This window comes from Labilibaculum euxinicum (genome assembly GCF_009795715.1).
GTDB classification, from domain to species: domain Bacteria; phylum Bacteroidota; class Bacteroidia; order Bacteroidales; family Marinifilaceae; genus Labilibaculum; species Labilibaculum euxinus.
In genome coordinates, this window is record NZ_WTCR01000016.1 from 38,862 (window position 1) to 51,941 (window position 13,080).

14 protein-coding genes are annotated in these 13,080 nt (G+C 36.0%); 5 read left to right on the forward strand and 9 right to left on the reverse strand.

Going from position 1 to position 13,080, the window contains the following annotated elements; genetic code table 11:
• Positions 1–167: 167 nt before the first annotated feature.
• The 7 genes from GQR60_RS17780 to GQR60_RS17810 form a co-directional block, all read right to left on the reverse strand.
• Positions 168–428, reverse strand: a complete 261-nt coding sequence (locus GQR60_RS17780) for a zinc ribbon domain-containing protein (RefSeq protein WP_124994229.1) — start codon at positions 426–428, stop codon at positions 168–170.
• Between the two features lie 48 nt (positions 429–476).
• Positions 477–2,018: a KamA family radical SAM protein gene (locus GQR60_RS17785; RefSeq protein WP_124994230.1), complete on the reverse strand. Its 1,542-nt coding sequence runs from the start codon at positions 2,016–2,018 to the stop codon at positions 477–479.
• A gap of 379 nt (positions 2,019–2,397) precedes the next feature.
• Positions 2,398–3,045: an HAD family hydrolase gene (locus GQR60_RS17790; protein WP_124994231.1), complete on the reverse strand. Its 648-nt coding sequence runs from the start codon at positions 3,043–3,045 to the stop codon at positions 2,398–2,400.
• The gene (locus GQR60_RS17795; RefSeq protein WP_124994232.1) at positions 3,032–3,649 is read right to left on the reverse strand and encodes a sugar O-acetyltransferase; all 618 of its coding nucleotides are present in this window, start codon (positions 3,647–3,649) and stop codon (positions 3,032–3,034) included. Before GQR60_RS17795 ends, GQR60_RS17790 begins: the two co-directional genes overlap by 14 nt.
• 218 nt (positions 3,650–3,867) lie before the next feature.
• A complete protein-coding gene (locus tag GQR60_RS17800) occupies positions 3,868–4,326 on the reverse strand; it encodes a ferritin-like domain-containing protein (RefSeq protein WP_124994233.1) in 459 nt (152 codons plus the stop codon).
• A 12-nt stretch (positions 4,327–4,338) separates the two neighbouring features.
• Complete coding sequence (gltA, locus tag GQR60_RS17805) at positions 4,339–5,841, reverse strand: NADPH-dependent glutamate synthase (protein WP_124994234.1); 1,503 nt, start codon at positions 5,839–5,841, stop codon at positions 4,339–4,341.
• Positions 5,842–5,864: 23 nt separating this feature from the next.
• The gene (locus GQR60_RS17810; RefSeq protein ID WP_124994235.1) at positions 5,865–6,683 is read right to left on the reverse strand and encodes a sulfide/dihydroorotate dehydrogenase-like FAD/NAD-binding protein; all 819 of its coding nucleotides are present in this window, start codon (positions 6,681–6,683) and stop codon (positions 5,865–5,867) included.
• 593 nt (positions 6,684–7,276) lie between these two features.
• Here GQR60_RS17810 and GQR60_RS17815 point away from each other — a divergent pair.
• Positions 7,277–8,023, forward strand: a complete 747-nt coding sequence (locus GQR60_RS17815; protein ID WP_124994236.1) for a hypothetical protein — start codon at positions 7,277–7,279, stop codon at positions 8,021–8,023.
• Positions 8,024–8,461: 438 nt separating this feature from the next.
• Here GQR60_RS17815 and GQR60_RS17820 read toward each other — a convergent pair whose 3' ends face one another.
• A complete protein-coding gene (locus tag GQR60_RS17820; protein WP_124994237.1) occupies positions 8,462–9,346 on the reverse strand; it encodes an HNH endonuclease in 885 nt (294 codons plus the stop codon).
• Entirely contained in the window at positions 9,343–11,091 is a 1,749-nt protein-coding gene (locus GQR60_RS17825) for an AAA family ATPase (RefSeq protein ID WP_124994238.1), read from the reverse strand. The genes GQR60_RS17820 and GQR60_RS17825 overlap by 4 nt, the downstream gene beginning before the upstream one ends.
• 709 nt (positions 11,092–11,800) lie before the next feature.
• On the opposite strand from GQR60_RS17825, the gene GQR60_RS17830 reads away from it, so the two are divergent.
• From GQR60_RS17830 to GQR60_RS17845, 4 genes are all read left to right on the forward strand, one after another.
• Positions 11,801–12,139, forward strand: a complete 339-nt coding sequence (locus GQR60_RS17830; RefSeq protein ID WP_124994239.1) for a TraR/DksA family transcriptional regulator — start codon at positions 11,801–11,803, stop codon at positions 12,137–12,139.
• Positions 12,140–12,224: 85 nt separating this feature from the next.
• Complete coding sequence (locus GQR60_RS20455; protein ID WP_225441454.1) at positions 12,225–12,398, forward strand: PLDc N-terminal domain-containing protein; 174 nt, start codon at positions 12,225–12,227, stop codon at positions 12,396–12,398.
• A 6-nt stretch (positions 12,399–12,404) separates the two neighbouring features.
• On the forward strand, positions 12,405–12,608 hold the full coding sequence (locus GQR60_RS17840; RefSeq protein ID WP_124994241.1) for a PLDc N-terminal domain-containing protein: 204 nt from the start codon (positions 12,405–12,407) through the stop codon (positions 12,606–12,608).
• Positions 12,609–12,709: 101 nt separating this feature from the next.
• Complete coding sequence (locus GQR60_RS17845; protein WP_124994242.1) at positions 12,710–13,045, forward strand: translation initiation factor; 336 nt, start codon at positions 12,710–12,712, stop codon at positions 13,043–13,045.
• The last annotated feature ends 35 nt before the right edge of the window (positions 13,046–13,080 follow it).

Sequence of the window (13,080 nt, forward strand, 5' to 3'; positions counted from 1 at the left end):
CGTGGACGTTTCATGCGCTTATAATTTTTTGTATGAATGTTATTTTTTACAAGGTTTTAGTAAACAAATACCGTGCTAAGAAGTATTCTTTATTCAAAATAAGATGAATTATATGCAATTTAGTTGCGTCCAAACTTTACTAAAAAACAATATTCTAACAAATCTCACTACTTCTTCCATCTTTCCAAACGTCCCATACCTCGGGTAAACAACCAGGAAATAAACTTCGAATGTCCGCCTTCCATCATCTTTTGTTTGCAGAAATTCTGAAAGTCGTGAAGCGTTCCGATATAAAGAAACTCTCCGTTCGCGTAACAGTAGCTGCAGTATTTCAAATTTTTACTTCCATCGGCATTGGTGCCGCCAGCCTGTGGGTCTTTTTTCATGGGCATTCCACAACTCTGACACATTTTATATACTTTATCCATATTTTATAATTTACAAATTATTTATTAGTTACAGTTCTTTTCATATTCTCAGTCAAAACGCTTTTTGCAATAGTTCGATTTTTTAAACTGTTTATCAATTTCATCCGATATAACTACCGGATTAGTTAGGGGCATACTCTTGTCTCTTACATCATATTCCAACAGTTTCGATTTTTTTATTTTTTCAAATTTAGGTAATTTCGTTCTGTTTGTTGTTTCAATATGCCTCCCATTGTTATCTACAACTATTAGTTTGGGAACAAACACGCCCTTTTTTCCAATAAAATCGTCCATAATTCGAACCCCATTCTCAAACTCCTCATATGTTGTTCTGCCAAGAGCTTCGTATTTTGAGAGTTCTTTCCCATCCCATGTATGCACCATGGCGTAACTTTCCGAGATTTTATCGTCAATATCGAACTCTTTATGAAAAGTATCATGGCCGGAAGGCATTAATATCACCTTTCCGCCCCCGCCTTCAATATTACCTGCATATTTTGGCATAGTAATACCAGATATCCATCCTTGCAGATGTTTCATGTATATTTTACCAATTTGAATTGGGGTAATGAAATGAACAATTCCTTTTTCTTTGTGGCATTGCAACAAATAATAGGGATGAATGCCAATCCAAAACATTCGAGTAAAAGTTAGAGCCAGTGTTTTATAATAGTCGTTTACATGGTTCAATAAAACAGTTTGATTTCGGATTGTAAATCCATGATTACGGATTTTCTTTGCTGCAATTGCCAAATCCTTTGTTATTTCATGATAATGATTGATATGAGTCATGAAATATACATACTTATCGGGGCCATGATTAAATTTGTTTGCTGAAAACTTAATTAATTCCAACAATTCATCGGTTATTCCCATGGGCATCACAACAGGAACTCTGGTAGCTATTCTTATCGCACGAATATGCGGTATCCTGCTTAATTCTTCCAATACATACTGCAATCTGCCTCTGCTTATCATCAGTGCATCGCCACCGGTTACAAGTACCTCGTCTATGTTTTTATTATATCCTATATAAAACAAACCCTTATTTATTTCGGTATGACTCACATTAGCACAACTATTTAAGGATTTTGCTCTTTGGCAATGCACACAATACGAAGCACAACTTGTATTTGCGGCAACAAAAAGGGCTAATCTGTTTGGATACCGTTGATAAGCGGCACCGTAACTGCGCGATTTCTCATCCATAGCTCCTTCGAGTCCGGTATCGGGAAATAATAAATTGGCAGGAGTAGGCACGGACTGCCAAAAAACAGGATCGAGCCGTTTTTTCGATTTTTCGCCCGGCAGCATCTTCGGGTTAAACGGATCGGCCTGCATCAGTGAAGCATAGTAAGGTGTAATCCGCAAAGCTTCTTTTCCTTCTTTATTTAATACCGTTAAGGTTCTTCTAATTTCACTTTCCTGAAGAGAGTTTAATTTGATTACCCTTTTCAGCTGCTCAACACTGCGTATTGTATTTTTTATCTGCCAGTCGGCATCATACCACTGTTCCCCCGTCACATTTTTCCACAATTCAATGGTATTAAACTTTCTTGCTTCGTAAAATATGTCTTCTTTTGGATGCATTGTTTCAACTCGTTTTGTGTTTGTTTTTTCTAATAATTACCGGAGGGCCGACGATATACTATAAGTTACGCAAAAACTTAGATCGTTACAATATTAACCGATCAATACAACAACTATATTCCTGTAAATGATGATGGAAGCTTCTTATTTGGCTTTCTATTTTAGATCGATCAGCTTTTTACATTTTCAAAGTCGTTGGAGTCTGCCATAGTGAAGTAGAAACATCCTTAAAACAAATTAATTTACGATTCACAACAAATATTAAGCTCTGGTTTGAAGCACTCAACAGCCTTTAATTTAGGAAAAACAGCAATTACCCCTATGCTTTACTACCTGCAACTCACACAAAAAAACAGGAATTTACCAGCGATGATCAAATTTAAATCCTGGAATTTATCCAATCAGTAAAATCACCGGTACTATAAAATAATTCTTCCGGATTCAGCTCTGCAAGTTTCTCCGGTTCGGCTGAAAGTGCCCATGCTGCAGCTGCAATTGGAATGCCGGCATTTTTACAAACAACAATATCACTTGGAGCATCGCCAACATAAATTACTTCATTCTTGTTTACATCCTTAAAGTAATTTAAAACAGCAGTGATTCCTTGCGGCTTTCGCGGCCCAAATGAATGACCGGTTTCAATTGTTTCAAATAAATGAGCAATACCAAATTTCTGTAATGAAATAATTGTACTGTGTTTTCCTTTGCCGGTAACCATGGCAAGCCTTATTTTTCTATCTTTTAAATTGGCCAACAGGTTTGCTATTCCATTAAAAGGTGTTGGACACATTTCGTGCAGTTGCTCATAATAACTCAAGTAACGCGAAATGCCTTCCTCGTAATTGTTGGGAGCCAATGCCATTATCGTTCCTTCCTCCGAAGGACCGAAGGTTGCAATTATTTCTTCATCAGAAATTGATCTGCCAATAAGCGGTTCTATTGATTTTTTGAAAGCTTTAATACACAATGGCAAAGTATCGCCAATGGTTCCGTCGAGGTCAAAAATTACAGCTTTAATCTTCTCCATGCGATCTGTTTTGCTCATTTATTTTTCGGATTACTTTACATGGATTTCCAACCGCCACACAATTTTCGGGAATCGATTTGGTCACAACACTTCCTGCTCCTATCACCGAATTTTTTCCGATTGTTACTCCTGGTAAGATAATCACGCCTCCGCCGATCCATACATTGTCCTCAATTTTTACGGGCAGTGCATAGGTTCTAAAGAATGGAAGTTCTGAACCGGGATTCCAATCGGTTACCAGACGCTCGTTTACATCTGTTGAATGAGTTGCCGTATATATCTGCACATTGGAGGCAATCAACACATTGTTTCCAATTTCAATTTTATTACAATCAACAAATGTGCAGTTGATATTGATAATTACGTTGCTGCCAACAAAAATATGCTTGCCGTAATCGCAGTAAAATGGCGTATCAATATTTACATTATCACCTAGCTCCCCAAACAATTCGCACAAAATATTCTTTCGGTTATCGGCATCGGTACTTTCTGTCGAATTATAGCTTTTGGTTAATTTCCGCGCCTTGTGTATCAGACTTTGATTTTCCTCGTTGGATGTGTTAAAGACTTCACCATCCAAACATTTTTGCATTTCAGTTTTCATTTCATTTGTTTTTGGAATTCAAAAATAGAGAAGAACAGCCAATTAATTTTTCATCTATCTTAAAATCATCCATTCGCCCGTATGGTAATTAAATGTTGTTGGGTCATCCCCAAATAGGAAGCAATTATTGTCCCCAAGGCATAGCTTCGAAGTATTCTCTTCAAATAAAAAAAGCTGCAACTCAATGCTGCAGCTCTTCCTTATTAAGTTTTCTAATTCTAATTTTCTGTTAGAATATTATTATCGTATTCCACTTCAAAACGAAGTTTGTGTTTTGCTTCTTCCTGAGCAAGCATAAGGAATAATTTTTTCGACGGTTCATCTGTGGCTGCTGAAGCAAGATCATTATACAATCTAAAAGCGATTTTCTCCTTTTTCATGGCAAGAATCAAAGCTTCCTGATAAGTAATATTCGATTTATCAACATCTACATCCAGTAAATAATCCGCAATTTTTAAATCGGCAATTTTAGCCTCCGAAACCTGATATTTTTTTCCACTCTTAATTGCCTCCAATTTAGCTCGATGACCAAGTTCTTCCAAAGCATATTGCTCAAAAGTATCCTTCATCTCCTGATGTTTCATTTTACCAGCAAGTTCGGTATAAAAATCAGCAGCCATTTGTTCTTCATTAATGGCAAAATCTAAAATATCTTCAAGTGAATTAAACTCTTTCATGTTTTCTAATTTTTAGTGTTCCACTTTATTGGATAAATATTTTTCCTGCAAATAGATATTCATGTTTTTAGCCGCTTTTCTGCCATCTCCCATTGCAAGAATAACAGTAGCACCACCGCGAACAATATCTCCACCTGCAAATACTTCAGGAATTGATGATTGCATTTTATCTTTAACAACTTCAATCGTTCCCCATTTCGAAACCTCCAAGCCTTCCACCGAATTTGGAATCAATGGATTTGGAGAAACTCCTACGGCAACCACAACTACTGTTGCATCAATCGTATATTCAGAACCTTCCATTGGAATTGGTCTTCTTCTACCCGATGCATCAGGTTCGCCTAATTCCATTTTCTGAACCTTGATTTGCTTCACACGACTATTTTCGTCAGCAATGTATTCAATTGGGTTCGTTAAGGTAAGAAATTCGATTCCCTCCTGTTTTGCATGATGAACTTCCTCAACACGGGCAGGCATTTCTTCTTCAGAACGACGGTAAACAATAATTGCTCTTTCAGCACCTAATCGTTTTGCAGTACGAACCGAATCCATAGCAGTATTACCACCGCCAACAACCACAACATTTTTACCACGCAATATTGGCGTATCCGATTCTTCCGAATCAGCTCCCATCAAATTTACACGGGTTAAATACTCATTTGATGACATAATTCCGTTCGAATTTTCACCAGGAATATTCATGAAACGAGGCAAGCCAGCACCGCTACCTACATAAAATGCTTTATATCCTTCTTCTCTTAAATCATCTAAACTTGCAGTTTGGCCTACAATATAGTTGGTGATGAATTTAACACCCATTTTGCGTAAATTCTCAATTTCTACATCAACAACAGCATTTGGCAAACGGAATTCAGGAATACCATATTTTAAAACACCACCAATTTCGTGAAGTGCTTCGAAAACAGTTACATCGTAACCCAATTTAGCCATATCGCCGGCAAAAGACAAACCTGATGGTCCGGAACCAATCACAGCTACTTTAATACCATTTGCCTCAGCTATTTTCGGAACCGAAATCACGCCTGATTCTCTTTCAAAATCTGCCGCAAAACGCTCCAAATGACCAATTGCCACAGAAGGAAGATTCAATTTTTCAACATAAAAGCATCTCTGTTCACATTGAACTTCCTGCGGGCAAACGCGACCACAAACTGCTGGTAACGCACTGGTTTCTTTTAAAACCGAGGCGGCTTCCAAAATATTCCCGCGCTCAATATTTTTAATAAATTTGGGAATATTGATACTAACAGGGCATCCTTCCATACAAGTTGGATTTACGCAATCCATACAACGTGTTGCCTCTAACATTGCCTGCTCTTTAGTCAGACCTACATTCACCTCAACGCGCTGAGATTTAATTCGCTCTTCAGGAGCCATTTCTGTCATCTCCACCCTTTCAATCGCCATACGATCTTTGGCTTTTGTCAGTTTTTGGAGTTCGACTCTCCACTCTTGTTTACGTTCGTTTTTTATATATTCTTCAGACCTTTCCATTGTCCTGTTTTGTCTTTAGTTGATTAATTTTGAAAATGATCCATTTTGTCATTTTCTTCTTCCTTGTAACCGCCTAATCTCGACATCATTTCGTCAAAATCAATTTTATGCGCATCAAACTCAGGTCCATCTACGCAAGTAAATTTAGTTTTACCATCAACGGTAACTCTGCATGCTCCGCACATACCGGTTCCGTCAACCATAATACTATTCAAACTCGCCATAGTAGGAATTTCATATTTCTTGGTCAGCAAGGAACAGAATTTCATCATTACAGCAGGACCAATGGTGATACACTCATCCACTTTTTCACGCTTAATAACCTCTTCCATACCTTCAGTAACCAAACCTTTTCTTCCATATGAACCATCATCAGTCATAACGATAAGTTCATCAGAATGTTTGCGCATTTCTTCCTCCAGAATCAACAGATCTTTCGATCTTGCAGCAATAACTGTAACAACACGATTACCAGCTTTCTTATATCCTTCAACAATTGGAAGCAGTGGTGCAACGCCAACACCGCCACCGCAGCAAAGCACCGTGCCAACATTGTGAATTTCAGTTGGTTTTCCCAGCGGGCCAACCAAATCGGTTACATAATCACCAACTTCAAGATTACACAACTTGGTAGACGACACACCCATTTTTTGAACGATAATGGTAATGGTTCCTCTGGAAACATCAGCACCAGCAATGGTTAAAGGGATACGTTCCCCTTTTTCTCCTACTCGTACAATTACAAAATTACCTGGTTTGCGGGCCTTAGCAATTAAAGGTGCCTCAACCACAATTTTCACTACTTTTTCTGAAAAATTCTCTTTTTCAACTATCTTGTTCATTACTTTTCATTAAATAAATGACTGAATAAAATGCTAAATAACTGGAATACCACAACTCAAACAATCTGATTCGCAATCGATTCCATTCTGGTACTACAGCACATATTTATAATTCAAAAGTATAAAGAACTAGGATTCCAGCCTAGCCAAATACATATAAATTAGCTTGGCAAAACACTTTAGATTCAATATAAATAGGTAATATGTTCACTTGTTCGATGTTCATATCATTACTAATAATTTCCTTTTCGATTCGTTAATTTAAGAATCTACCCATATTGCAAATTTTCACCTAATCACATGTTAGATAGACATTTTCAATGTATTTCCTTAAAAAATAAAAAATACCCGGGACACCTAGGTGAACATATTTTCGGATACTGAGACAAAGCCCGATGCAGTAAACCAGAAAATGAATAAATATTATTTATTTAACAAATAATTATATTTTTTACATAACTTCAACACTTATTCATTAGTTGATGGCTAATAAATGATCATTTTACATTGATTAGGATGTAGAAAATTAATAAAGATAAACGTGAAGAGAGATTTGTGATGTAGGATTTATAAACACTTTAAAATCTAGACGTATGTCAGATCAAAAAGACTTATTAGATCTCTTACCAGAGATAAAAGCTGTTCCTAAAGAACAGATTAAACAATGCGATATGCCGGTGGGGATTTATTTGCATGAATGTGAAAAACTGCATACACGTGCAAGTGCCGATTTGCCGCAACTAACTGCTGTAGGCATGACTGCCGAACTGCTGGCAAAATTATTGCCTTACACGGGTGCTTTGCGAACTGCTGAAAGTAACTGGGCAGAGCTAAACACCATACGCGAAGAAAACAAGGAAGCCTGGAAGGCTGAATGGCCAGCTTTTCTTGAATTCCGTACCGATTTAATCGAGAATATGGATTTTGCTTACCGTAACAACGAGGCTTTATTAAAAAAATTGGCGGTAATTAAACAAGGTGACTCTCATGCTGATGCTATTCAGGATATGGCGAACCTTTCGGTATTAGGAAAAGCAAATTTAGCGCCGCTTGAGGCTATTTATTATGATATAACCTTAATTGATAAGGCCGCCGAAGACGCTGACAGAATGAGTGGTCTGCTTGGAGCCGTTAACGGTCATATGTATGTGGATGATGAAATTAAAGTGATTCGCGATCAAGCTTTTACATTAACCAAGCAAGTGGTGGATGAAATTCGTAAGTACGGTCGTTTTGTATTTCGTAAAGATCCCGATCACGCAAAATCTTATTCGAGCAAATACAGCAGAGATAAGAGCAGTGCTTACAGAAAAAAGCTGGCTGAACAAGCTCAGGAATAAAACCTGATAGTACAATCAAGAAAAGAGAAGCTCATCACTTCTCTTTTTTTTGTGCCCTGATCTCAAATTCTTTGTGCCGATTGTCTCTTTAGCTGTTTAGTTCGCTGTTTGATTGATTCCGTTTACAGCCCTCCCCTTCAGTTCGCTACCTGGCCTCATCCGTGCGTTGTTTCACTTTTTCCGTTCGCAACTTGAGTTGTTCCGTTACCGAACGGAAGGGTATCCACACCGAACGGAGCACCTCGCTATGCGAACGGAGATACTAAATTTGCGAACTGAAAGGGTCAAGTGGCGAACGATAAACTATCCATGCCGAACGGAGATGGTCAAGTGGCGAACTGGTGGGGTGCTGCTTGTAATGGAAACCAATACACCTGTCATTGCGAGAGTGAGGTACGAGCTCGTGGCAATCTCAACAATAGATGAATCAGTTTATTTCTATTTTATGAAGCCAACATCACGGGCAATATCCCGGGTTAGTTTGGAGAGTGGGCGTTTGCCGAGGTCTTCTTCATCTAGATAATTCCCCATAATGATTTGTGAAATCTCTTTTTCGGAATCAAATAGGTCAGGAAAAGATGATAGAAGATCTTTGATTCTGGAATCAGAATAAGCTTTCCCTTTTAGCCAAATCTCTCTTGCAATATCATTGTGGTTGTCATAAAGATCCTCTAGACCAAATTCATCTGAATTTTTCTTGAAGCTTTCTACAACCTCCAAGTGTAAGTTGACATTATCTAGATTGTAGCCACCATTTTCTTTTGGGAATTTTACTTTGAATCGAAGCGCATCATCAGATGATTTGAGTTCGTAAGGTGATATGCTTATTATTCGTACTCCTTTTGCATGATTACATGAATAACATGAGGGTATTAAATTATAAAATGAGAGAGCTAAATAAGGATATTTACTCATTCCTTTTGGAAAGAAATGATCTATTTGACTACTTCTTTTTATTTTGCCATCCTTCTCAAAATTATTAATAAATGTGCGGTTACAATATGGACAAACTGTAATTTTTAAGTTCCTTATTAATTGTGCTCCACAATATTGATTTATCGAAAATTTACTGAATCTTGAATATGTATCTTTTATCAGTTCAGGCATTTGTGGTTGCGGCCACCTGGCCGACTGACCTGATTTAATTCGTTTTTTGATCTGCCTTAATTCATAAGGTTCTGCTTTTATTAACTTTTCAAAATTTAAATTGTAATTAGCTAACCATCCGTTAATAGTATTGATTTGAGCAGGATCAAATAATTTACAAATGCCTTTGTAATGCAAATCAACAATCTCCGGATTAGGAATATTTATTGGAATCATGACTTATGTGCTTTTAGTTCTTCCAATTCCTTTTCCAATTTTACGATTCTATCTTCCAAACTAAAATTGAAATGCTGATTATACATTTCTAATAACTTGTTCTTGATAAGTGGTTCACCAATTTGTTGAATTACAAACTGAATATCTTCAGAACTCATCTTGTCCTTATCGTTGATAATGTCATTACTTAGGTTTCTAATCACCTTGTCAATTTTTCCCTTTGCAAACTCACCCATTAAACCATTCTCTAAAAAGAAAGAGTTGCGGTATAAAGAGTGGATGTTAGCCCCGAAAGTATGTGTCATATCTTCTGGCTTGCAAACTCTACAGAGTCCCGTTTCTTTTTCTTTATCCAAAAAGATGATATTTTCTTTGGGGAGATCTGACACAAGGAAGGGGGAATGGGAAGTGAGGATTACCTGAAATGAGATATCTGGAAATAGATTGGTAAGTAAATTTAGAACGAGTGGTAAATATTTTCTTTGCCATTCTGCATGAAAACCAAGTTCTCCTTCATCTATAGTTAATAAACAATGATTCTTTTTTGGTTCTTTTAGCAGAGCAGTATATATTCTGCTTCCCATTTTCAAAACTTCATTTTCACCATAGCTTAATCCATCCCATTGGAAGGATAGCAAATGGCTTAAGGTTCCCATACACGATTTTAATTTACTTATAAACTCAATTGTCCCATACTGTTTGTTGAGATGATCTAATTCCACAATAAAATTATCTAGATAATATCTCTCGTAAACAATTTCGTCAGCAGATGCTCCGTAGATATTTAAATTATGAGGAGATAATAGATTTTCAATTTTTTCCAAAGCATTTCTTGAGTCTGAAATAGACTGTTTTCTTATTTTTATAGCTTCCTTTTCTTCTGTTGATTTATCTTCAAATTTTTCGATGAATTGATTAAAAGATTCAAAAAAACCTAAATCTTTATTGTAGCTGTTTACTATTTCTTTATAGGCTTTTGCGCTTTGGTTTAGAGTATTGTTTTCACAAAGACTTTCTAGGATAGAGATATAAAACCCAAATTTCACCTTTTCATAAATGGAGGAAGAGAATTCGAGAGAGTCTTTTTCCTTTGGTGAATAATTTGGTTGTAATCTTTTAAGTTTGATTCTGAGTTTATTGGGTATAAATAAATCATCACCTAAATAGGAGTTGATAATATTAGGATTCTTAGTGAAAAATTCGATTTGATCTGTGACTTCTTTAAATAAATATTCGTTAAAATAATGTTTAAATTCAATTATAGAATTAGATTTACCATTATTATCAGTCCAGATGTTTACATCATTTAGTTTCTGTAAAGTTGATATGTTTTCTATAATGTTTGAAATTTCATTGTATTGTAATATACCAGTATAGTACAATGGAGTTGTTGCTAGTTTTAAAAAGAGTTCAGAGTGGGCAATTGGGGTATTGCAAGTAATGTTCTTATTAGATTTTAATTGATTGCCTTGTTGAAAAACTATTAAATGTCCCTGCTTTCCTTCGACGAACACATTGAATATGGCTTCTATTAAATTACTCTTTCCACTACCATTCTTCCCAACAATAGCAGTTAGATTACTAATGTTATCTCCGAAAAAATCTTTAGGATAGTTTGGGTTTTTATCTTCATGCTTTAAGCTGTTAGTCTTTTCATCATATTCGAACCAATGCTTAGGCGAAAAGTTAAAGCCTTGTTTATTTATATTTTTGTAATCTTCAATCCAAACGTATAGGAGTTCCATTGTATCTGTATTAGAGTTGGGATTGTAAATTTAACAAAATAGGAGAATGTTAATTAGTGGGAGCTCAATTATTTTGAGATTACTTCAATCGCTTGGACTCCTTCGTAATGACAGCGATTGATCCCGATGCTCGGGAACAAAAAAGTGAGACCCTCAAATTAAAATTCCGTCATGCTCTGACTATAGGCAAGTTGTAAATGTCAGGGTATGACTAGTATTTATCCGAGAAACCGGACAGCGTCGAAGACCTGTTGGCGTTTACATTTATAGTAACTGAAATAAGTAAACGCTGTTGGGTGAAGGCACGCCAACAGGTTGTTTAAATTCAAAAAATTCTAATTAACCATTCTTTTTTTAACCTCATCCCCCAGCCCCTTCTCCTAAAGGTGAAGGGGAGTCCAGCCATAATCAAGCTTGGAATTCCCTCTCCTCAAGGAGAGGGTTAGGGTGAGGTGGCATTAAAAAAAACACGAAGGATGGCACAAAAAGACACAATAATTTATTTCTTGTTTTTAATTACTGGTGAGAGATCACCTCATCCCCCAACCCCTTCTCCTAAAGGCGAAGGGGAGCTTATTTAATGACTAAATATTTAGCCGAAAAACCCGACAGTGTCGAAGACCTGTCGGCGTTTCCTCCTATAGTAACTGCAAATAAGTAAGCCTCAGATTTTCTGTTATCTTTGATAAGCATGAAAAATTAACCAAATATGATCCAGAACGAGAAAATAGATATTGAAAATCAGATAAAAGAAAAAATAGAACAGCTGGAAAAGGATATTGTAATGCTAAAGGATTTAACCCAACCTGTTTCGCCGGATTGTGCCATTGGCAGAGTTAGTAGAATGGATGCAATAAACAACAAGAGTGTGAATGAGGCTGCTTTGCGTAAAAAAGAAGTTCAGTTTTCAGCATTAAAAGAATCTCTCAAGAATATTGATTCGGATGATTTTGGGAAATGCATAAAATGTGGAATAACTATTCCCATCGGAAGAATCATGATTATGCCTGAAAGCAAGAAATGTGTAAATTGTGCTTCAAATTCATAATATTAATATCTTCATACAATATTATTCACTTGATTATAATTAATATATGGAACTAGTTACTCCTAATTTTGGCATTTCAATTTTCATGCTTATTATTTTAGTATTTGTTATTTTATTGCCCTTAATAGCTTTAATCGACATCGTAAAAAATGAATTCACCAATTCCAATAAATTAATTTGGGTCTTAGTAGTTCTGCTATTCCCATTTATCGGTACAATTCTATATTTTATAATTGGAACCAAACAAAAAATTAAATAAAATTACATGATACTATCAATCATTTTCGACATCTGGCTACTCACTAAATTAATTGGAATACTACTCCCAGTTGTTGCTGTAGTAGATATTTTTCTGAGAGATTTATTAGGAATTAACAAGCTATTCTGGGTTCTGCTTGTTGTTTTCATTCCATTTCTGGGTTCAATTATCTATTTCTACGATCGATTTACTTACAAAGCTAAAATTTAAATATCTTTGTACTGATAGTAATAAATAACTGGTATCTTCTGGTGAAATACCCATTTTTGACTGGTTACTGTGTACTAATTACTAACATACAATTAAATAAAATGGCAAAAAGCAAAAAAAATATCGTTTACTCAACGAACCCCGATTACAATTACGAATACGACGATGAATCGGTAGAAGAAACCTTAGCTCCGAACAAACAAAAACTTAGAGTTTTGCTGGACAAAAAACAGAGAAAAGGTAAAGTTGTTACTTTAATTGAAGGTTTCGTGGGTACTTCTGATGACCTAAAAGAATTAGGCAAACTATTAAAGAGTAAATGTGGTGGCGGAGGTTCTGCTAAAGATGGAGAAATCTTAATTCAAGGCGATCACCGCGATAAAATTATGGATCTTTTAAAAGCAGAAGGTTATCAGGTTAAACGAGTTGGAGGATGATTCTAAAGATCACCAAACAAATGATCTAAAAACAA